This is a genomic window from Streptococcus mitis, from assembly GCF_002860865.1.
Taxonomy (GTDB): Bacteria; Bacillota; Bacilli; order Lactobacillales; family Streptococcaceae; genus Streptococcus; species Streptococcus mitis_AT.
Genome location: NZ_PKIE01000001.1, coordinates 358,624 through 380,967, shown reverse-complemented (window position 1 = coordinate 380,967; position 22,344 = coordinate 358,624). Strand labels below are relative to the sequence as shown.

Genomic DNA, 22,344 nt, shown 5'->3' with positions numbered 1-22,344 from the left:
CACCACTTTCTATTTCAAATTTTCTTTAACAACTTTAAGTTGTTGTTTAATACTCACATCAATTGTCTTGTGATTGGCAAAAATGACAAAACCACCAATAAGACTTTCATCGATTTGTTCTTTTACACTCCTTACTTTGAGAGACATTTTTTTCTCAATCAAAGGGAGCAAGCGACTCTTCTGTTCATCTGTTAAAGGATGAGATGACGTAATCGTCACTTCAAATCGATTTGTTTCTTTTTCAAGTCGGTTCAAGCAATCTACAAGAATATCATAAAAAAGATTTGCTCTGTGATTGTAGATAAGAACCTGGATAAAGTTTTGCAATAAAGATGACACTGAATCTTGGAAGAACGTAATCGTTTTTTCCTTGTCAGACTCGTCTACTGCCACTTTTTTTAAAAAAGAAGGTAAGCCTGTTTCTTCAGCAACTTGCTTGATTTGAGCTAAGTCTGAAAAGATACGGTCTTCTTCTCCTTTTTCTAAAACCAATTGGACAAAAGGCATGCTGTATTTTTCAATTACCTTTACTGTTTTCTTGTCCATTAAGCTTCTCCTAACTGATCGATATACTGATCAATGAGTTCTTTATGGGCATGACCGTCAAGGTTTTGTGAGATGATTTTACCAGCCAAGCTGATTGTCAAATCTGCTACCTCACCCTTAACGCTTTGTAAAGCTTCAGCTTTATTTTGAGCAATTTCTTGGTTTGCTTTTTCTTTCAAGCGTCCTGCTTCTAGCTTAGCATCTGCTAAAATACTAGCTTTGCTTTTCTCAGCTGTTTCTTTCGCATTCTCAATGATTGTCTTAGCTTCTTTACGGCTACCAGCCAATTCATCTTCGCGTTTTTGAGCCAATACTTCTGCTTTTTGACGTGCTTCTTCAGCTCTGTCAATATCTGCTGCAATTTTTTCTGCTCTTTGTTCGAAAATGCTAGCCAAATTTGACCAAGCATATTTCTTAACCAAGACTAGCAAGAGAATAAAGGAACCAGCGATTAGTATAAAATCACCAAGTAATTCACCTACTGTTACATTCATAAACTACTCCTTTCTATTCTTCATCATTAATTTTATTTCCTAGGTACATTGAAGATAACAATGTAAATACATATGCTTGTACACAAGAAATAAAAACAGAAAATGCAGTCCAGATTAGATTTGTTCCAAAAGCAATAGGATACCAATAGAAGGCCTGATGAGAAAGTAGGACTAACATACTTGCCATCACTTCCCCTGCAAAGATATTACCAAAGACCCGCAATGCAAGTGAAAGGAGATTGGTAACTTCTTCCAAGAGATTCATTGGTGTCATAAAACCTGGTGTTACAAATGCTTTTAAATACTTTTTGATTCCACGACGACGAATTCCTTCTACGTGAGTCATTAAGATAATTGTAAAAGACAAGACCAAGTCAAATGACAAATTTGCTGTTGGTGAGGTCCAAAGATTTACACCATCTGTAGTCTGAATTCTAGCCATTAAGCCAATATTATTTGCAATGGCCATAAATAGGAATAAACAGAAATAAAAGAGAGAATAATCCTTTATCATTGGACCAAGGTTTGATTTTGTAAATCCAACAACAAAATCAAATAAATACTCTAATACATTTTGTTTTCCTGTGGGTCTCAAAGTCATATTTCGAGTTGCCCAATAAATAAAGCCAAAAATAAGTGCTACAGTCAACAAAGTCAAAACTACTATGGTTAAATTAAAGGTAACAGGACCAATATTGATGGTTGGATTAATACTTTCTTCCATCTAAAATCCTCCCTTTTTCAATTTATACTTCTTTTATTTGATGATAAATGAAAAGACAAGAGTAACGAAGAAAGTACCTTCAATAAAGGCAACCCCTAGGATCATCAAACTACGTAGTTCTGAGATGATATCTGGTTGGCGAGCAACTGATTTCAACAAACCGTTCATCAACATACCTTCACCAAGAGATACACCCATACAGGCAAGACATAGACCGAAAAATGTTAAATTCATGACGAATTCTCCTTTTAATTAAAATTTACTTACTTAGTTTAGTCCTAAAAATTGGATTTGTCAACTTTTTACTAACATTGAAAGCGTTTAATGAAAATTATTTACAATTTTACTATTTTTAAGCCTATTATATAGAAAACTTTGTAAAAAACTTGTAATAAATCCGACCATTATCTAGACCTTTCTGAAAAATATTGAAAAAATCCGAGATGAAATCTCGGATGAAAATTAATATATTTTCTTTAACCTAATGCTCTTTTAGTAAGAAGAATTAAAGGGAAAGCAACTAGAAAGCTTTCATCTCCTACATGTTTATTAAGCACGAACTGTGACGCTGGTTCCATCTTCCTTATAAAGATTGATGAGACCCTCTTTGAGAGCGCGAACCATGTCTCCTGCTTGAACAGGTTGTGGAACCTTGATTGTCAAGAGTTCCATCGGATTTGGAGCGCGGTCAATTTTATTGCCTTTGGCATCATGTAAATCTTCGATATACGTTTCAAAATGACGGAAACCTGGGCCGTAAAACTCAACTTGGTCTCCTTCATTAATCACATTCCGTTGACGAATGGTTGCTGTTTGTGTCGCATCATCATAAGAAACCACTTCAGCTACAAACTTGTACTCAGGAATTTTACGGCGAGCACCAAATAACTGTTCATTTTCAGATGGTGTACCGTAGTAGAAACCTGTTGCTAATTCACGTTGGGCAACCTTCCACATCTCATCAATCAAGTCTTGCTTGATAGCTTCAAACTTCTCTGGACTTTCTAGATAAGCATCAACAGCTGCCTTGTAGCAGTTGGTTACTGTTGATACGTAGTGAATAGACTTCATACGTCCTTCGATCTTCAGACTGTCCACACCATTTTCAATCATATCTGGGATATGGTCAATCATGGACATGTCAACAGCTGACATTGAAAATCCTTCTGGGATTTCCCCTTTCAAGCTCTTACGTTCTTTCCCAAATGGCATATCGTAGAGGTCATATTTCCAACGGCATGACTGAGAGCATCCACCACGGTTAGCATCACGCATACTCATGTGGTTTGAAAGAGTACAACGACCAGAGTAAGAAATACACATGGCTCCGTGGACAAAGGCTTCAATCTCAACATCTGTACGTTTGCGGATTTCAGCTAATTCTTCCATTGAAACCTCACGCGCCAAAACGACACGAGTCAAGCCCAGTTCTTTCCAGAACTCAAGGGTTTCATAGTTAGTGGCACTTGCTTGAGTGGAAAGGTGGATTTCAAGACCTGGTGCTTCAGTCGCTGCAATCATAATCAAAGCTGGGTCAGATACGATAACTGCTGCAATCCCGATATCACGCAGTTTACGGAACCACTCACCAGCACCAGCTTCATTTCCTTCGTGCATAACCATATTGGCAGCTACATAGACTTTGGCACCGTACTTGGCAGCAAACTGGACGCCTTCTTCCATCTGTTCAAAGGTAAAGTTACCTGCACGGCTACGAAGACCATAGGCCTGACCACCGATAAAGACAGCATCTGCCCCATACTGAACAGCTACTTTTAGCTTCTCTAAAGTCCCTGCAGGTGATAAAACCTCAGGACGTTTTAATGTTTTTGTCATGATTTCTCCTATTTGCAATATAAAAGTTTGACGTTTTTCCTTCTCATTTTATAGTAAATAAATAATAAAATCAAGCCTAGACAGATTGTTTTGACAATTCTAATATTTTAAGCTTTGTATAGTAATTGTTAAACTATCGAATATAAACCAATTTTAACAAGTAGCCAAAAAGTCTAGAAAAGTAAAAACCAGTATCCAATGATACTGGCTCATTAAACTACATAAATTAGTTCTTAGATGACTATTCCCATTCAACTGTTGCAGGTGGTTTACTCGTAATATCATAGACGATGCGGTTAACGTGGTCCACTTCGTTTACGATACGTACAGAAATCTTTTGAAGGACTTCCCAAGGAATCTTTGCAAAGTCAGCTGTCATACCATCGATAGAGGTGATAGCACGGATTGCAATCGTGTAGTCATAAGTACGACCATCACCCATAACACCAACTGAACGAACGCCTGTGTTCACTGTGAAGTATTGCCAGATATCGCGGTCAAGACCAGCTTTAGCGATTTCTTCACGAAGGATAGCGTCTGATTCGCGAACTGTTTCAAGTTTTTCTTCAGTTATTTCACCCATGACACGGATCGCAAGTCCTGGTCCTGGGAATGGTTGGCGCCATACGATATGGTCTGGCATACCAAGCTCTGTACCAAGGGCACGAACTTCATCCTTGTAAAGAGTGTTGAGTGGTTCAATCAATTCAAACTGCATGTCTTCTGGAAGACCACCCACGTTGTGGTGTGACTTGATAGTTTGAGCTGTATCTGTACCAGACTCAATCACGTCTGTGTAAAGCGTACCTTGAGCAAGGAATTTAACATCTTTGAGCTTGCTTGCTTCGTCATCAAATACATACACAAACTCGTTACCGATGATTTTACGTTTTTGTTCAGGGTCAGAAACGCCAGCAAGTTTGTCAAGGAAACGTTTAGCAGCATCTGCTTTGACGATATTCAAACCAAACTTACCACCAAGCATGTCCATAACTTGGTCCGCTTCTCCTTTGCGAAGAAGACCGTGGTCTACGAAGATACAGATCAATTGATCGCCAATCGCTTTTTGGAGAAGAACCCCAACGACAGATGAGTCAACCCCACCTGAAAGGCCAAGAAGGACACGTTTATCACCGACAGTCTCACGGATTTTTTGGATCTGCATGTCGATGAAGTTATCCATTGTCCAGTCGCCTTTAGCCTTACAGATGTTAAGGGCAAAGTTACGAAGGATATCATTCCCGTATACAGAATGACGAACTTCTGGGTGGAATTGGATACCGTAAATGTGTTTATCTGGATTTTCGATGGCTGCGTATGGGCAGTCAGCTGATGTTCCAGTACGAACAAAGTCAGCAGGAATCTCAGTAACCGCATCACCATGGCTCATCAATACAGTTTGTTCATCAGGTGTTGATTCAAAGAGAGCTGATGGTGTATGTGTTAGGGTTGATTGACCGTATTCACGATTTCCAGCATCACCTGCAGGAACAACTTTTCCTCCAAGTTTATGGGTCAATAACTGCATACCGTAACAAATTCCCAAAATAGGAATTCCAAGTTCGAAGATTTCTGGGTCAATATCGAATGAACCATCTTCATATACAGAGTTTGGACCACCTGAAAGGATGATTCCTACAGGATTGATTTCACGAACTTCAGCAGCTGAAATTTTATGGCTTTTTAGTTCTGAAAAAACACCAATCTCACGGATACGGCGTGAAATCAGCTGGTTGTACTGGCTACCATAGTCCAATACGATGATTTTTTCTACATCTTGCAAATCAGTTGAAATGTTGCTCATCTTTTTCCTTTCTCAAAAGAAATATCTTTTTCCAATATTCTATCACAAATAAGGGCGAATTACCAACTAAACAAGGCGAAGATTGACTTTTTCTAGTTTATTGAGGTACAATAGAGAAAAGATAGAAATGAAGTGAAAAATATGCTACCTGCTTATATGAAAATCCATGATCAGATTAAAAAGGATATTGACGAACATCGTTGGGCTATTGGGGAGAGGCTTCCCAGTGAACGAGACTTAGCAGAGCAGTTTGCGGTCAGTCGCATGACCCTCCGACAAGCTATTTCCCTCTTGGTCGAAGAAGGAGTTTTAGAGCGACGTGTAGGAAGTGGCACCTTTGTATCCAGTACACGTGTACAAGAAAAGATGAGAGGGACAACCAGTTTTACTGAAATTGTTAAATCCCAAGGTAAAGTTCCCTCTAGCCAGCTCATTTCCTACAGAAAAACTATTCCTAATGAACAGGAAGTTGCCAAGCTAGGAATTTCTCCAACGGACAATATTATCCGAATGGAGCGGGTTCGCTATGCGGATCAAGTTCCTCTGGTTTATGAAGTTGCTTCTATTCCTGAAAAATTCATTAAGGATTTTAAAAAAGAAGAAATCACTAGTCATTTCTTCCAGACTCTACAAAAACACGGCTACCGTATTGGCAAATCACAGCAGACCATCTATGCTCGTCTTGCTAAAGAAAAGATTGCCCTCTATTTGGAAGTTGAAAAAGGACATGCTATTCTTGGTTTAACTCAGGTTTCCTACCTAGAAGATGGTACTGCTTTTGAATACGTAAAAAGTCAGTATGTAGGCGAACGCTTTGAATTTTATCTTGAAAACAATTAATACTCTTCGAAAATCAAATTCAAACCGCGTCAACGTCGCCTTGCCGTACTCAAGTACAGCCTGCGGCTAGTTTCCTAGTTTGCTCTTTGATTTTCATTGAGTATAAAATACTATGCAAAAAACTCTCTGTCACGGACAAAGAGTCTTTTTATTTTTCTAAGAGTAAATCTTTCAACGAAATCAAAGTTACAGCAAACAATATCATTGCCATACCAAGAAAATCAATGGGATAAAATTGTTCATTCATAATTAGGAAAGCAAAGAAAACAGCCGAAATTGGCTCAATTGAAGCCAACAAACTTGACTTGACCGGCCCAATCAGACTGGCTCCTTTTAGAAAGGCTGTATAGGCAAAGACAGTCCCGATAAGGATAATGCCTGCAAAAGCAAGGAGAAAATCAAGACTAGTCGGGATAGTGGCCTGTAGAACCCCTGTAAAAGGAAGGGCGACCAAACCAGCTATGACCATTCCCACACCAATGACCAAACTGCTCCCCCACTTCTTAATCAAGGATATGGGCAAAATAATATACAGAGCATAAGTCAGAGCAGAAAAGAGCCCCCAGAACAGGCCTGCAGGTGTCATGGATAACTGGTCCAACTGCCCATGAGTTGCAATCAGGAAGGTCCCTCCAATGGCTAATATGATGGAAATAATCTCTCCCAGTGTCGGTGCCACCTTATCTTTGATACAGCTATAAATCAAAATCCCGACAGGACAAACATACTGAAGTACAGTCGCGGTACCTGCATTGGTTTCCTGAATAGCAGTAAGATAAGCGAATTGGTTGAGAAAAAGTCCAATCAGAGCAAAAATAAGAAGAGACAGTAAACTCTTTCTATCCTTTAAAAAGGCCAGCATTTTATCCTTTGCAGTGGCATAAGCCAAGAGCATGAGAATTCCACCAGCGATTAAAAGACGCAAGTTGGTCAAAACCAGAGCCGAAATTCCGTGTGCCATCAGGTATTGGCCACTCGTTCCGGACAAGCCCCAAGCAATACCAGCCACAACTGTTAATAGAGTTCCTTTTAAACTATTTGACATGTCTCTCCTTACTCTTCTTTACGAATCAAGTCCATCACTTGGTTGCGGTCTAAAATCCATTGAGCACGCTCATCCTTTTCATAGGTACGATTCGATAGGAAAATAGCCACTTCTTGCTTCTGACGATTCCACATGATAAAGGTACCTGTATAGCCCGTATGGTCTAGCCAATCTCCTTCCAAATTCCATGCCAAAGAACGTTCCTTGTCATCCAAAGGAGAAAAATTTTGACTCAAATTTCTTGCAAAATCATCTGCTAAATAGTGTTCTAAAAAGATTTGTAAATCCTTTACAGTCGAAAATAAACCAGCACTACCTGCATGTCTGCCCAGGAGTCGAGCCTTGGGATCATGTACCATGCCAGCCTCTACACCTCTAACTGTTGGAACAGCAAGCTCAATAGGACCAAATTGGGTTTCCGTCATTCTCCAAGGATTCCAAACTTGTTCCTGTAAAATCTCATCCAAATCCTTATCAAAGATTCTTTCCAAAATAAAGCCCAAAAGTAAAAAATGGACATCCGAATAAAGAAAGGCTGGCTGACTTCGTCTGTTAAGATGAAACATCGCTTCCTTTAATTCAGGTGCTGTTAAAAGATCACGATTGGGAATAAACGGATCAAGATCTGTTGCGTGAGTCAAGAGCTGGCGAATAGTGATGTCTGGATAATCACTCTCAGCTAAAAAATCTGTTACCGGTCTGTCAATATCCAATTGACCTTTTTCCCACAAAAAAGTAAAAACAGTACCAACCCCAACAACCTTGCTGACACTAGCTAGGTCATAAACTAGTCCTGCCTCAGTCTGCAAGCCATGCTCTGGGTCACTCTGGCCAATATAGAACTCCGTCCATTTATGGTCCTTAAAATACGCAAAAGAGGCTCCGGGATAAATCCCTGCCTCGATTTGTTCTTCTATTTTTTTAATAATCTTGGTCCACTTCATACTTCTTCAAACCACAATTCAACATTATTTCTATCTTTACCAAGGAAGAATTTTTCAGACTTAGGAATAAAATATTCTGTAGACTCAAACTTCTTACGAAGACTTGCTATGTCTAATTCATTGACCAAGAACTTGAGCATAGATAAGTCCCAAGTAACCGTATTGTCCACAGTCAAATCCTGCCCCTGTGCTGGGATAAAATCAAGTGACGCCCCAATTTCAGATAGTTCCAAGAAACTATCTACATCCGTTGGGAGGTGTAATTCCATAGAAATTTCAAATTTACTTAAAGAAATTGACTCCAGATCTGTTTGAAATTCAGGATTTTCTTCTACTTCTACTAGACTTTCTCTATCATCTTCCGCATGAATCAAAACCAAATCATCTTCTGGAGAGTAAATTTCAAAAGCATAGCCGTTTTGACCTTTATATAATTGATGAATTGAATCTGTTTTAGATAAGAGTTCTTCGATTTCCAAGGGATTTTCCACCTTGATAATCAATCTAGCTAGTTTCTTACTTCCCTCTACCTTACGAGTGCGCATACTTGGAGCTTCTTCTAAAATCAGCTTTTCTAGACCTGTTTGATCACCTAGTGACAGAAAGGCTGATTCTTCTAACAAGGCCTTCATGCCAAGGGTTTCTATATAAAATGTTTCATTTAATTTTCTATTATTAACTTTTAAAGTAGGAATAATCCGTACAATCTGATTTACATTCATAAATTCCTCCGTTACTTTTTATTTTATAGGATTTTAGAATTTTTTACAAGATATTATGCTCAAATTTACCAATTTTCACCCCATTAAAAATTTTTTTCAAAAGGCTGGCCCAAAACTCCATTTTTAGGAAAAATAAAAAAGTCAAAAAGTAGATAGGATAAACTGGAATACTAATCAATGGATTGATAAGAAATAATTGACTATCTTTGTTGATTTTTGATTACGGAGGAGTATTTAGAAATAAAAAGAACCAGCTCTTCGAACTGATTCCTTTTACAAGTGAAAAATTAGTTATTTTCAACTTTTTCATCGTATTTTGGTCTTAGTGTTGTACCTGAGTTAACAATGGTACGTTTTTGAACAAGAGGAAGGTCTGTGCGGTTATAAACTGTACGCCATGGTTCCCAAACAAGACCTGTTTTTTCTTGAATCTTCACGCGAATATTGCGCACATTTCCTCTAAATTGAAGTTCAGTTTGGAAGCCAGCAGTTCTGCTCTGACCGTTATGCTCCCACTGACGTGAACGAATACTTTCAATACCATCCTTATCGTAAGTCACTTCATCCCAGTAAACATAGTAACGAGCAATATAAGCTCCCTTATGTTGTAAATTGAGGTAACCATTTTTGTATGAAGTCACTTTTGTTTCAATGTAGTCTGTATTACTTTGAATTGTAGCTACTTGATTATCTTTCAAAAATGCAGTTTTATAAGAAATTGGAACAGCAGGGTTTTGTGTACTGAAAGTAGCTCCTTCTTGAATCAATTTCTTCAAATCTTCTACTGTACCTGTCACAACACGTGCAGCGCCATCAGCATTTCCACCTACGATTGAAACTGTTACAGTTGTATCCTTCAAGACACGCGCCCATTCAGATTCTGGTTTAATAGGCACCCCTTTGATGACAGCATTAATCGCTGCTTTCAACTCTGTACTCTTGCTTGTTGTTTCAAATTTGACATACATTTGACGTCCGTATGAAACGCTTGACACGTATACCGGAGGTGTTTTTTCATCAATTCCACGTGTTTTCAATTGATCAACCGTTACTCCTGGTGCAAATACATCGGATGGATTTTTTGAAGCATCAAAGTTAGCAGTATAGTAAATTTGTTTAAAATCAACAACTTCAACTTGTTTTTCACCCTTGTTTACAGCCTCAAAGTCAATTTTCAAATTAACACCGACTTTTTCAAAATCACTTCCGAATTTTGCTTTCAATTGATTCATGCTGTAAGCAGAAGTTGATTCGTACTGCATACGTGCTGGAGCAGGATTTTTCGCAGCATATTTTTCATGCCAACGATTTAACAAGGTATTCACACCTTCCTGCATACCACTTGCAGTTGGAGTAGCATCTACATAGCTATCTCCGCCTACCATTCCTGGTAAATCAACACTAATTCTACCTTTGCTACGATCTAAGCTAATTTGTTGTGGTTTATTTTCTAGGAGATCTTGATTTGCTTTAAATAAAGCACCTAAGAAGATATCTCCGTTACCATTAATGGCAACATCTGCAGAACCATTAGAAAGGTTTTTCTTCACTTTTTCTACAACCACAAATTCATTTCCTTGTTGTTTTGTGCTTGTATTCGTGTAATTTTCTATTGCCTCGCCTCGTCTAGTTAAAATATTTGTTTTATCGTAATTTAAACCAAATAAATAGTTATTTAGTTCTGCAGTATAATCTTTTTTATCTTTATTTTCTGTTTTAACTTTGTTTTCTGTTTTCTTATCTGCTACTACTTTTTCTTCTTTTACAGCACGATATACTTCAACTTCTGCCAAACTAAGAGGAGTTTTAGATTTATTTAATTCAATTTTTACATATCGTGCATTAACTCCTGAGAATTGAACATCAACTTTTGGTTGATTATTTAGGGTATCAACATGTTGACGAGTTACTTCCTTACCATCTTTATCTAACAAAATAACATCAAAATTAGATAAACGATCTCCTACATTACTGTCTCCACGATTGTAAATACGAACAGTTCCCACACCTTCTTCTTTTGCTAGATCAACTTTCCACCAAGCATGATCTTCAAAATTTGTATGAGTAACTGAGTGATGTCTGTAAACATTATCTAGATTACCGTCAACCGCTCTAGAAGCATCTGCATCATAATAAGTCGAACTCTGACTTGCAGACTTATGAGCAGCAATATTTTCACCAGCAACTTCAGCAACGCTTGGTTCTGTTGCTTTTACTACATTTGTTTGAAATACAAGGCCAGAACCTAGCAAAAATGTTGCAATGGCAACACCACATACTCCAACGCTACGTTTACGAATAGAATAACGAAATCCTTTATCTTGTTTATTTTGAGACATAAAAAACTCCTATATATGTTTGTACGAATTATTTCTTGAACGCGCTTTCTTGAAACAATAAGAGTATAACATAAAAATATTATAGATGCAATCGTTTTCTTAAAAAAATATTATTTTTTTATTAACCTAGATTGAATAACTGAACATATGTTAACAATTTCACATTTAAACATCAGGTGGTCTATACCACTAAAAACAAGAAAACGAGCAGGCTAAGTCCCTATTAGTTGGGAATCAGCACTATTCGTTTTTGTATATATAATCAAATTCAACTCTTAAATCTATAGTTTAACAAATTCCTCAATGAAAAGCTTTTCATTATTTTTTATCATTTCTTAGATTCAAATTCTGTATAAGCTTCCTGAAGATAGGCATCAAAAACTTCTTCATCAGAAATCGTGTCAGAGATGAAGCTACCGTTGCTAGTTCGTTCTGACAAATTCAAGTCTTGTAATCGGCTTTCATAGATTGTTCCTTTGTTAGATTGGACAAGCAGAGTTTGGTCATTCCCATCCACTTCTGTACTGAAGAGGTCACCAACGAATCCTTGCTCTACAACTGCACCTGCCAAGAAAACTCTATGTGGTTTGTTTTTTAACTCACGTAAAACTTGTAATCCTCGTTTGGCACGGCTGGTTGCTGGAATTTCCTCGATGGAAACACGTTTCAAACTTCCACGCTGAGTCAAGAGGTAGAAAGATGAGGTGTTACAGATAAAGGCAGATTGGAGGACATCATCTTCTTTCAAGTTCATAGCCTTGACACCTGCAGCCTTGGCACCAACAACTGGAACCTCTTCGATATTGAAACGAAGGGCATATCCGTTTCGACTAATCAAGAGAACATCATCCAGTTTAATCGGAGCTACTGCTACAATCTGGTCAATATCGTCTTTCAACTTAGCGTACTTGACAGATTTAGAACGATAGGTTCTCCATGGAGAGAATTCTTTACGTTCTACGCGTTTGATTTGTCCAAGTCGTGTTGCTGCAAAATAAGTTGTCCCATCATCGAACTGCTCCACGACTTCCACATAAAGGATTTCTTCATTCGTTTCAAAGTTTATGATGGTTTGGCTCAGATGCTCTCCGATGTCCTTCCAACGAATATCGGCTAATTCATGGATTGGTCGATAAATGACATTTCCAAGACTTGTGAACATCAAGAGGTGCTGGGTTGTCTTGGCAGCTTGAACAAAAATCAAACGATCGTCATCACGTTTGCCAATTTCTTCCAGCGTTGAAGCCGCAAAGGAACGTGGACTGGTACGCTTGATGTAACCTGCCTTGGTCACGCTGACGTAGGTATCTTCCTCGACGATAAGACTGGCTGTATCAATCTCAATTGCTTTCGCAGTGTCTTCTAAAGAACTCAAACGTGGTGTCGCAAATTTCTTCTTGACCTCACGAAGCTCTTTCTTCATAAGATTGTACATAGTTCGTTCATCACCGATAATCGCCGCAAGCATGGCAATCTTCTCACGAAGTTCTGCTTCTTCCTCCTGCAAGACAACCACGTCTGTATTGGTCAAACGGTAAAGCTGCAAGGTAACGATGGCCTCAGCCTGCTCTTCTGTAAAATCATAGCTAATCTTGAGATTTTCCTTGGCGTCAGCTTTATTCTCAGAAGCGCGGATAAGGGCAATAACTTCGTCCAAAATCGAAATCACGCGAATCAAACCTTCGACGATATGAAGACGCTTCTCAGCCTTTTCCTTGTCAAAGCGGGAACGGGCCAAAATCACTTCACGACGGTGGGCGATGTAGCTAGATAAGATTGGGACAATCCCAACCTGACGAGGTGTGAAATTGTCAATCGCCACCATGTTAAAATTGTAGTTAATTTGCAGGTCAGTGTATTTGAAGAGATAGTTAAGAACGAGCTCGGTGTTAGCATCTTTCTTGAGTTCGATAGCAATGCGAAGACCATCACGGTCAGACTCATCACGAACCTCAGCAATACCTGCCACCTTGTTATTGACACGAACATCATCGATTTTCTTGACCAGATTGGCCTTGTTGATTTCATAAGGAATCTCAGTGATAACGATTTGTTCCTTACCACCTTTTAGCTTTTCAATCTCAGTCTTGGAACGAACAACCACGCGCCCTTTCCCAGTTTCATAGGCCTTCTTGATTTCATCACGACCCTGGATAATCCCTCCAGTCGAGAAGTCTGGTCCAGGCAAGAATTCCATGAGTTTGTCCACCTTGGCAGTTGGGTGGTCAATCATGTAAACCGCCGCATCAATAACCTCAGCCAAATTATGGGGAGGAATATCTGTGGCATAACCAGCTGAAATACCAGTCGATCCATTTACCAAGAGATTTGGAAAGGCTGCTGGCAAGACTGTCGGCTCTTTCTCGGTATCGTCAAAGTTCCAAGCAAAAGGAACTGTCTTTTTCTCGATATCCTGAAGAAGGTAGCCTGCAATCTCTGACAAACGCGCCTCGGTATAACGCATAGCTGCAGGCGGATCTCCATCCATAGAACCGTTATTACCGTGCATTTCAACTAGAATCTCACGATTTTTCCAGTCCTGTGACATACGAACCATGGCATCATAGATAGAACTGTCACCGTGTGGGTGGAAATTCCCCATGATATTACCGACAGACTTAGCCGACTTACGGTAGCTCTTGTCAAAGGTATTGCCATCCTTATTCATAGAATAAAGAATGCGACGCTGAACCGGCTTCAAGCCATCACGAATGTCTGGCAAAGCCCGGTCTTGAATGATGTACTTGGAGTAACGACCAAAGCGCTCTCCCATGATGTCCTCCAGGGACATGTTTTGAATGTTACTCATATAGGATACAGAGCCCGTAAAATATCAAGTGAAAATAGAAAATTCTTGAAGTAAGCAAGCTCACCAGAGAATTTATCTTTTTCACGCATCATTTAGGGCGTGTTCAACTCCTTTCAAAGAATATAGAGTAGTTTTTTACAGAAAAGGTGTTCAGTTAATATATAAAGGGACGATTTGGCTTGCCAAAAATGTCTGTAGAAAAATAGAAAATTGATGTAGGGCTCGATGAAGTCAAGACGATTTGATTTGACTTTTTTCCGAATAAAATTAGTCCCGTATTCAGTTACTACAAATAACCAAACGACCCTTTCTGTAGTTTAATGTGTTTAAAATGCGTTGCTTCAGTTAATAAGAAATTTCACATAGCATTCAGGGCGTGTTCAACTCCTTTAAAAAAATGTAGAGTAAATACTATGAAAAAAAATATAGAGTAAGTGAATTTTATCCAATTCCTGTATCGTCATTTCCACTTGAAATGTCTACTCCACAAATCCTCGTTTATACTTGATATGGCTGGCGATATTACTATCTACATCTTTCTTATCCCAAAGTTGGAGTTCCCATGGATAATAAAAATTACTTTTATTTTTAAAATAGATATGAATACCGACATAGCCATCTTTATCACGTAAATACCAGTTTTTTAGTCCGTACAGCTCTTGCCAATCATCTAGTTTCTCCATGACTTGAGCTATCTCTTTGGAACTTAAAATCATACGAGCACCAAAAATATCATTAAGAATGGAATTCACAGGATAGCCCTCTTGACGCTCTGAAAAACGTGTAATTTTATCTAAAATAGACTCAGAAGTTTTAACACGATAAACATAGGCAATATCTTGGACATCCGCTTTCATCAGATAGTCATTAATTGACTCATGTAAATTCAGACGGTAGGCCAAAATCGCTTTAGTCGGAACTTTTGAAAAGGTATGCTTGAGATTGATTTTTTCCACCTTACCCGTTTCAAAATAATCTTTAGAATATTCTCGATGAATACGATTAATCTCTGTAATGAGGCGTTCCACTTTTTCAATCATGAGTCTTCTCCTCTCGCTTTTTCATTTTTCTAGTTATTCCCAAACTTCTTCACTCTTTCCTCAGCATACTCAATCATCTTCTCAGCCACTTCTTTATCGTAGTCAAAGCCCAGCTTTTGAGCAAGTCTTTGAGCTTCTCTATGGAAAAGTTGCATCGTAGCCAATAAAGACTGGCTGAGTTTCTCTATACTTGAAAAATCAAGCAGATTTGAGAATTCTTTCTCTTTCTCAGCAGGCAAATACTGAAAGAGGTACTTGTAGTTCTTGCCGATATCGACTTTCCCCCTAGCACTTGCAACCTGCCAAGCCAAAATTTTCAAGAATTCTTGTTGACAAATGCCGTAGAGATGATCAATAGCATAAATGATTTGATTGCGACAAATCCCTTTAACCACGTAGGCTGACACCCACCAAAATTCATTGCAGGCATTTTCAAAATCTATCGCACTAGCTGGATTTGTCCAGAAACGCTGAGGACTGGGAGAATAGTACTCAAATAAGCCCTTCTTATCTTCTAAAAATATGAATTCCGCTTCACTATCCACCCACTCTTTGATGTGCTCTTTTGGGCAAAGAGTCAAATCGATACGGTTGCCATCTTCAAAGAGCATGAGATAAAGACGACGATGGTCAAGAACAACCTCTTGCTCTATAATTCGCTTTCCGAAATAGTCCAACCAAGAAAGGTCACTCATCAGATTATCAAAATCATCCACGACATAGACCACATCGTAGTCTTGAAATTCATCTTTTGGAGCATTTTGGTTTGTCCGTGAACCAGACATGGCGACAGCTTTGACTTGTAAAGTTTTGGCAGTCTGTAAAATCAGATCTAGCATTTCTGTTTCAGCTCTCATGTTGATACCCATTCATTAAAAAGTGACTTAAAACACTGTCGCTTCTTCCAGCGTAAACTTGACATTATCCTCAATCCACTTACGGCGTGGTTCAACCTTGTCTCCCATGAGGACATTGACGCGGCGTTCAGCGCGTGCTAGGTCTTCGATGGTCACACGTATGAGGGTGCGGGTTTCTGGATTCATGGTTGTTTCCCAGAGTTGGTCCGCGTTCATCTCACCAAGACCTTTATATCGTTGGAGTGTTGCGCCTTTGCCGAACTGCTTGCGGAGTTCTTCTAGTTCACCGTCTGTCCAAGCATAGGCCACTTCTTCTTTCTTGCCTTTGCCTTTAGACATCTTGTAAAGAGGCGGAAGGGCGATATAGACATGGCCTGCCTCAACTAGCGGACGCATGTAACGATAGAAAAATGTCAAGAGCAAGGTCTGAATATGGGCACCATCTGTATCCGCATCGGTCATGATAATGATCTTATCATAGTTGGCATCTTCAATGGAGAAATCTGCTCCCACACCCGCACCGATAGTATAAATCATGGTATTGATTTCTTCATTTTTAAGGATATCCGCCATCTTGGCCTTGGCTGTATTGATAACCTTACCACGAAGTGGCAGGATAGCCTGGAACTTACGGTCACGACCTTGTTTAGCCGATCCACCGGCAGAATCCCCCTCGACAAGATAGAGTTCGTTCTTAGCTGGGTTTTTAGACTGGGCTGGGGTTAATTTCCCAGATAACAAGCCCTTGTCTTTCTTATTTTTCTTACCATTTCGGCTCTCATCACGCGCCTTACGTGCCGCTTCACGAGCATCACGCGCCTTGATAGCCTTGCGGATGAGGTTAGAAGCTAATTCCCCATTTTCCATGAGGAAGAAAGTCAACTTATCAGCCACAATTCCATCCACAACTGGACGGGCAAGAGGGCTTCCTAGCTTATCCTTGGTCTGGCCTTCAAACTGCAAATGTTCTTCAGGGACTAGAATAGAGAGGACAGCCGCTAGCCCCTCACGATAGTCTGACCCTTCAAGGTTTTTATCTTTTTCCTTGAGAAGCCCCGTCTTACGCGCATAGTCATTCATGACCTTGGTAATGGCAGACTTGAGTCCTGTCTCATGCGTTCCACCGTCCTTGGTGCGAACATTATTAACAAAGGACAAGATGTTATCTGAAAATCCATCATTGTACTGGAGAGCTACTTCCACTTGGAAACCATTGTCTTCCCCTTCAAAGTAAAGAACTGGCGTTAAGGTCTCCTTGTCTTCGTTCAGATAAGAAACAAAGTCTTGTACCCCATTTTCATAGTGGAACTCAATCGCTTCATCTGTTCGCTTATCTGTCAGAGATAAGGTCACATTTTTCAAGAGAAAGGCTGATTCATTAAGACGTTCTGAAATAGTATTGTACTTGAAGTCTGTCGTAGAGAAGATCGTCGCATCAGGCATAAACGTAACCTTTGTACCTGTCTTAGACTTGGGTGCTGTACCGATTTTCTTCAAAGTCGTGGCAGGTTTTCCACCATTTTCAAAACGTTGCTTATAGATTGCCCCATCACGGGTAATTTCAACTTCCAGCCAACTTGAAAGAGCGTTAACAACGGAAGAACCCACCCCATGGAGACCACCTGATGTCTTGTAGCCTCCTTGACCGAATTTCCCTCCAGCGTGGAGAATGGTAAAGATTACTTCAACCGTTGGGATTCCCATCGCGTGCATACCAGTTGGCATCCCACGTCCGTGGTCCTGCACAGTCAAACTCCCGTCTTTATTGATGGTCACATCAATACGGTCACCAAATCCAGACAAGGCCTCATCGACGGCATTATCCACAATTTCCCATACTAGGTGGTGGAGACCTGCCCCATCAGTCGATCCGATATACATCCCTGGACGTTTACGGACGGCATCCAACCCTTCTAGCACCTGTATGGCATCATCATTATAATTGTTAATATCGATTTCCTTTTTTGACACAAGGAACCTCCTATTCGTTCATCTTTACTATTCTACAGGTTTTCTAAGGATTTTGCAAAATTTTTCTTTCTCCGCTGTGACAATTTCAGAAGAGATTCTCTGCCTTTCTTCTCCATTTCATGATATAATAGGAGTATGATTACAATAGTTTTATTAATCCTAGCCTATCTGCTGGGTTCAATTCCGTCTGGTCTCTGGATTGGACAAGTATTCTTTCAAATCAATCTGCGCGAGCATGGTTCTGGTAACACAGGGACAACCAATACCTTCCGCATCTTAGGAAAGAAAGCAGGGATGGCAACCTTTGTGATTGACTTTTTCAAAGGGACTCTAGCAACGCTACTTCCGATTATGTTTCATCTTCAAGGTGTTTCACCTCTCATCTTTGGACTTTTGGCTGTTATTGGACATACCTTTCCTATCTTTGCAGGATTTAAAGGTGGTAAGGCTGTCGCAACCAGTGCTGGAGTGATTTTCGGATTTGCGCCTATCTTCTGTCTCTACCTTGCGGTTGTTTTCTTTGGAACCCTCTATTTGGGGAGTATGATTTCACTTTCCAGTGTCACTGCATCTATCGCAGCCGTCATCGGAGTTCTACTCTTTCCGCTTTTTGGTTTTATCCTGAGTAACTATGACCCTCTCTTCATCGCTATTATCCTAGCACTTGCTAGCTTGATTATCATTAGGCATAAAGATAATATCACACGCATCCAAAATAAAACTGAAAATCTTGTTCCTTGGGGACTGAACTTGACTCATCAACATCCTAAAAAATAAAACGCCAGTTTGAACAGAACTGACGTTTTTTGTATGCTTATTTTGATTTGATATAGTTGATACCATCTGCTTTTGGTGCGACTGCTTTTCCAAAGAAGGCTGCCAAGACAAGAATTGTCAAGACATAAGGTGCGATTTGAAGATAAACCGTAGGCACTCCTTGTAGGAACGGCAATTGAGATCCGATAACAGCCAAACTTTGTGAAAGTCCAAAGAAGAGACTAGATAACATAGCTCCGATTGGATTCCATTTCCCAAAGATCATCGCAGCAAGAGCGATAAATCCAGGTCCAACAATAGTTGTCACTGAGAAGTTAACTGAGATGGATTGAGCATAAATCGCTCCGCCAATTCCACCTAGGAAACCTGAAATAATAACCCCTAAATATCTCATTTTGTAGACATTGATTCCCAAGGTATCCGCTGCTTGAGGGTGTTCACCGACAGAGCGAAGACGAAGACCAAAGCGAGTCTTAAAGAGAATAAACCAAGCAAGGAATGAGAAGGCAATGGCCAGATAACCAAGTAAACTAGTTGACTTGAAGAAGATATCACCGATAACTGGTATATTTGCCAAGACTGGGAAATCAAAGCGTCCAAAAGTCTGAGTTAGGTTGTCGGTTTGTCCTTTGTTATAAAGTACTTTCACCAAGAAAACAGCCAAGGCTGGCGCCATCAAGTTCAATACCGTACCGCTGACAACATGGTCTGCACGGAAATGAACCGTTGCTGCTGCGTGGATAATAGAGAAGAGGCCACCAACCAATCCTGCAACTATCAAAGATAGCCATGGAGTTGCTGCTCCAAATTGTTCTGCAAATTCAAGGTTAAAGACAACTCCAGAAAAGGCACCCATAACCATAATTCCTTCAAGGCCGACGTTTACCACACCACCACGTTCAGAGAAAACACCACCGATACTTGTAAAGATGAGGGGAGCTGAGTAAATCAGCACAGAAGACACCAAGAGGGTGAGCAAGGTTGTAATAGACATCTTTACTTACCTCCTTTAACTTGTTTTTTCGGTTTGACAAAGCGTTCGATAAGGTAATGAACACTGACAAAGAAGATAATAGACGCTGTTACAATGCTGACAAGCTCAGATGGTACCTGCGCCGCATTCATACCAGGAGCTCCAACTTGGAGAACACCAAATAGGAAGGCTGCAAAAAGAATACCAATTGGTGAGTTGGCCGCAAGCAGACTAACCGCCATCCCGTTAAATCCGACAGCTAATGACGCCCCTTGAACATAGACGTTCTGGAAGGTTCCAAGTCCTTCAACAGCTCCACCAAGACCTGCCAAAGCACCTGAAATAATCATTGAGAGGATGATCGTTCTTTTTGCAGAAATACCAGCATATTCTGAAGCATGTGGATTAAGACCAACCGCACGGATTTCAAAACCAAGAGTTGTTTTCTTGAGCATGAACCAAATAACTGCAACGGCAATGATGGCAAAGAAAATACCAATATTCATCCGTGAGTTACCAGTCAACTCAGCCAACCAAGGTGTCTGATAGGTTGCATTAGCCCCAACACGAATGGTCGAATCTGTACTTTGCATGAAGTCTTTAGGGAAAGCATGGATAAAGGCATTCCCTACATACAAGACAATGTAGTTCATCATAATGGTTACGATAACCTCTGACGTCCCTAGATAGGCTCTAAGAATACCTGGAATCGCTCCGACAATCCCACCAGCAATCAAGGCAATCACGATGGTTGCTAGAATCATCAAGGGACGTGGCATATCTGGATGCGACAAGGCAAACCAACCACTGAGAATCCAACCAGCCAAGGCCTGACCAGGAAGCCCGACGTTAAAGAAACCTGCACGACTAGCAACGGCAAAACCAAGACCAATCAAGACCAAAGGTCCCATAGCACGGAAGATTTCTCCAATTCCACGCAGACTGCCAAAGGCTGTATAGAACAATTCTTCGTAGCCCCAAATAGCATCATAGCCGAAGATCCACATGACAATGGCTCCAAGTAAAATTCCAAGGAAGACAGAAATCAAGGGAACCGAAATTTGTTGTAATTTTTTAGACATCACTCTTCTCCTTTCCCAAGTTTCCACCAGCCATCAAGACACCAAGTTCTTGTTTATTGGTTGTTTCTGGTGATACAATACCTTGAATCTTACCATCGTGGATAACGGCAATACGGTCTGAGACGTTTAAAATCTCATCTAATTCAAAGCTGACAACAAGGACAGCCTTCCCATTATCACGCTCTTCAATCAAGCGTTTGTGGATATATTCAATGGCACCGACATCCAAACCACGAGTTGGCTGGCTGACGATAAGGAGATCAGGATCTCGATCAATTTCACGAGCAATAATTGCTTTTTGTTGATTTCCTCCTGAAAGAGCCGCTGCTGGAACAAACTCACTAGCAGCACGAACATCAAATTCTTCCATTAGCTTTTTAGCATAAGAAGTAATATTTGAATAGTTCAAAATTCCATTTTTACTATGTGGTTCTTTATAGTAGGTTTGAAGGGCAATATTTTCAGAAATCATCATTTCCAAAATCAAGCCATCACGGTGACGGTCTTCTGGAACGTGCCCCACGCTTAGTTCAGTAATTTGTCGTGGATGCAAGCCTACAATTGAATCTCCTTTTAGCTCAATGCTACCAGATTCAACCTTGCGAAGACCTGTGATGGCTTGAATCAATTCAGATTGACCATTTCCATCAATCCCCGCAATCCCAACAATCTCTCCAGCACGAACATCCAAGGACAGATTTTTAACAGCTGGAACACCACGGTTTTCATTGACCACCAAATCTTTGATAGACATGACCACTTCTTTTGGTTGAGAGGCTTGTTTCTCTGTTTTAAAGGAAACAGAACGTCCTACCATCATTTCTGCCAAATCAGCATTGGTAGCCCCTGCGATTTCTACAGTTTCAATTGATTTCCCACGACGTATAACTGTAACGCGGTCAGAAACTGCGCGAATCTCGTCTAACTTGTGGGTGATCAAGATAATTGATTTTCCTTCTTTGACAAGATTTTTCATAATAGCCATCAACTCATCAATTTCTGATGGAGTCAAGACAGCCGTTGGTTCGTCAAAAATAAGGATATCAGCCCCCCGATAAAGGGTTTTTAAAATTTCTACACGTTGTTGGGCTCCAACTGAGATATCTGCCACCTTAGCAGAAGGATCAACAGCTAAGCCGTAACGTTCAGAAAGAGCCTTGATTTCTTTGCTAGCTCCAGCGATATCTAGCACACCATTTTTAGTCAATTCACTACCTAAAATGATGTTTTCAGCCACTGTGAAGGCTTCTACCAACATAAAGTGCTGGTGAACCATTCCAATTCCCAAGCTAGCTGCTTTAGATGGGGAGTCGAGGTTGACAACTTGACCGTTGACCGCGATTTCACCACTGGTTGGTTCAAGAAGCCCTGCTAACATGTTCATGAGCGTGGACTTACCAGCCCCATTTTCTCCTAAAAGTGCATGAATTTCACCTTTTCGTAGGTGCAGGTTGATTTTGTCGTTGGCAACAAATTCACCAAACACCTTGGTAATATCACGCATCTCAATGACATTTTCGTGTGCCATGTGCTCTTCCTTT

General features: G+C 40.1%; 19 protein-coding genes. 2 read left to right on the top strand and 17 right to left on the bottom strand.

Annotation, left to right across the window (positions count from 1 at the left end; translation table 11 throughout):
* Nucleotides 1-9: 9 nt before the first annotated feature.
* The 6 genes from CYK18_RS01950 to guaA form a co-directional block, all read right to left on the bottom strand.
* Nucleotides 10-546, bottom strand: a complete 537-nt coding sequence (locus CYK18_RS01950) for a F0F1 ATP synthase subunit delta (protein WP_101784744.1) — start codon at nt 544-546, stop codon at nt 10-12.
* On the bottom strand, nt 546-1,040 hold the full coding sequence (gene atpF / locus CYK18_RS01945; protein ID WP_101784742.1) for a F0F1 ATP synthase subunit B: 495 nt from the start codon (nt 1,038-1,040) through the stop codon (nt 546-548). Before atpF ends, CYK18_RS01950 begins: the two co-directional genes overlap by 1 nt.
* 13 nt (nt 1,041-1,053) lie before the next feature.
* The gene (gene atpB, locus CYK18_RS01940) at nt 1,054-1,764 is read right to left on the bottom strand and encodes a F0F1 ATP synthase subunit A (protein ID WP_000392870.1); all 711 of its coding nucleotides are present in this window, start codon (nt 1,762-1,764) and stop codon (nt 1,054-1,056) included.
* A 33-nt stretch (nt 1,765-1,797) separates the two neighbouring features.
* The gene (locus CYK18_RS01935; protein ID WP_001054560.1) at nt 1,798-1,998 is read right to left on the bottom strand and encodes a F0F1 ATP synthase subunit C; all 201 of its coding nucleotides are present in this window, start codon (nt 1,996-1,998) and stop codon (nt 1,798-1,800) included.
* A 315-nt stretch (nt 1,999-2,313) separates the two neighbouring features.
* Complete coding sequence (locus CYK18_RS01930; protein WP_101784740.1) at nt 2,314-3,600, bottom strand: peptidase U32 family protein; 1,287 nt, start codon at nt 3,598-3,600, stop codon at nt 2,314-2,316.
* A gap of 241 nt (nt 3,601-3,841) precedes the next feature.
* Complete coding sequence (gene guaA / locus CYK18_RS01925) at nt 3,842-5,404, bottom strand: glutamine-hydrolyzing GMP synthase (RefSeq protein WP_000065714.1); 1,563 nt, start codon at nt 5,402-5,404, stop codon at nt 3,842-3,844.
* Nucleotides 5,405-5,545: 141 nt separating this feature from the next.
* Between guaA and CYK18_RS01920 the strand changes: the two genes are divergently transcribed.
* Nucleotides 5,546-6,244 (top strand): GntR family transcriptional regulator, encoded by a 699-nt coding sequence (locus tag CYK18_RS01920; RefSeq protein WP_101784738.1) that lies wholly within the window; start codon nt 5,546-5,548, stop codon nt 6,242-6,244.
* A gap of 148 nt (nt 6,245-6,392) precedes the next feature.
* Here the strand turns inward: CYK18_RS01920 and CYK18_RS01915 are convergent, their stop codons facing one another.
* The 8 genes from CYK18_RS01915 to parE form a co-directional block, all read right to left on the bottom strand.
* Nucleotides 6,393-7,289, bottom strand: coding sequence for a DMT family transporter (locus CYK18_RS01915; RefSeq protein WP_101784736.1), 897 nt, complete (start codon nt 7,287-7,289; stop codon nt 6,393-6,395).
* A gap of 8 nt (nt 7,290-7,297) precedes the next feature.
* Nucleotides 7,298-8,233 carry a serine hydrolase domain-containing protein gene (locus tag CYK18_RS01910; protein ID WP_101784734.1) on the bottom strand — a complete coding sequence of 312 codons (936 nt, stop codon included), beginning with the start codon at nt 8,231-8,233 and terminating at the stop codon, nt 7,298-7,300.
* The gene (locus CYK18_RS01905; protein ID WP_101784732.1) at nt 8,230-8,955 is read right to left on the bottom strand and encodes a CppA N-terminal domain-containing protein; all 726 of its coding nucleotides are present in this window, start codon (nt 8,953-8,955) and stop codon (nt 8,230-8,232) included. Before CYK18_RS01905 ends, CYK18_RS01910 begins: the two co-directional genes overlap by 4 nt.
* A 287-nt stretch (nt 8,956-9,242) precedes the next feature.
* Nucleotides 9,243-11,294: a thiol-activated cytolysin family protein gene (locus CYK18_RS01900; RefSeq protein WP_101784730.1), complete on the bottom strand. Its 2,052-nt coding sequence runs from the start codon at nt 11,292-11,294 to the stop codon at nt 9,243-9,245.
* Nucleotides 11,295-11,622: 328 nt separating this feature from the next.
* Entirely contained in the window at nt 11,623-14,103 is a 2,481-nt protein-coding gene (gene parC / locus CYK18_RS01895; RefSeq protein ID WP_101784728.1) for a DNA topoisomerase IV subunit A, read from the bottom strand.
* A gap of 479 nt (nt 14,104-14,582) precedes the next feature.
* On the bottom strand, nt 14,583-15,143 hold the full coding sequence (locus CYK18_RS01890) for a nucleotidyltransferase family protein (protein ID WP_050222938.1): 561 nt from the start codon (nt 15,141-15,143) through the stop codon (nt 14,583-14,585).
* 29 nt (nt 15,144-15,172) lie between these two features.
* Nucleotides 15,173-16,000, bottom strand: a complete 828-nt coding sequence (locus tag CYK18_RS01885; protein WP_101785297.1) for an aminoglycoside 6-adenylyltransferase — start codon at nt 15,998-16,000, stop codon at nt 15,173-15,175.
* A 27-nt stretch (nt 16,001-16,027) separates the two neighbouring features.
* Complete coding sequence (parE, locus tag CYK18_RS01880; RefSeq protein WP_101784726.1) at nt 16,028-17,971, bottom strand: DNA topoisomerase IV subunit B; 1,944 nt, start codon at nt 17,969-17,971, stop codon at nt 16,028-16,030.
* Between the two features lie 135 nt (nt 17,972-18,106).
* Between parE and plsY the strand changes: the two genes are divergently transcribed.
* On the top strand, nt 18,107-18,748 hold the full coding sequence (plsY, locus tag CYK18_RS01875) for a glycerol-3-phosphate 1-O-acyltransferase PlsY (protein WP_101784725.1): 642 nt from the start codon (nt 18,107-18,109) through the stop codon (nt 18,746-18,748).
* Nucleotides 18,749-18,785: 37 nt separating this feature from the next.
* On the opposite strand, the gene CYK18_RS01870 is transcribed toward plsY, so the two are convergent.
* The 3 genes from CYK18_RS01870 to CYK18_RS01860 are packed head-to-tail and all read right to left on the bottom strand — an operon-like array spanning nt 18,786 to nt 22,331.
* A complete protein-coding gene (locus tag CYK18_RS01870) occupies nt 18,786-19,742 on the bottom strand; it encodes an ABC transporter permease (RefSeq protein WP_101784723.1) in 957 nt (318 codons plus the stop codon).
* Between the two features lie 2 nt (nt 19,743-19,744).
* Nucleotides 19,745-20,803 carry an ABC transporter permease gene (locus CYK18_RS01865; protein WP_023942990.1) on the bottom strand — a complete coding sequence of 353 codons (1,059 nt, stop codon included), beginning with the start codon at nt 20,801-20,803 and terminating at the stop codon, nt 19,745-19,747.
* Nucleotides 20,796-22,331 carry an ABC transporter ATP-binding protein gene (locus CYK18_RS01860; RefSeq protein ID WP_101784721.1) on the bottom strand — a complete coding sequence of 512 codons (1,536 nt, stop codon included), beginning with the start codon at nt 22,329-22,331 and terminating at the stop codon, nt 20,796-20,798. Before CYK18_RS01860 ends, CYK18_RS01865 begins: the two co-directional genes overlap by 8 nt.
* Nucleotides 22,332-22,344: the final 13 nt, after the last annotated feature.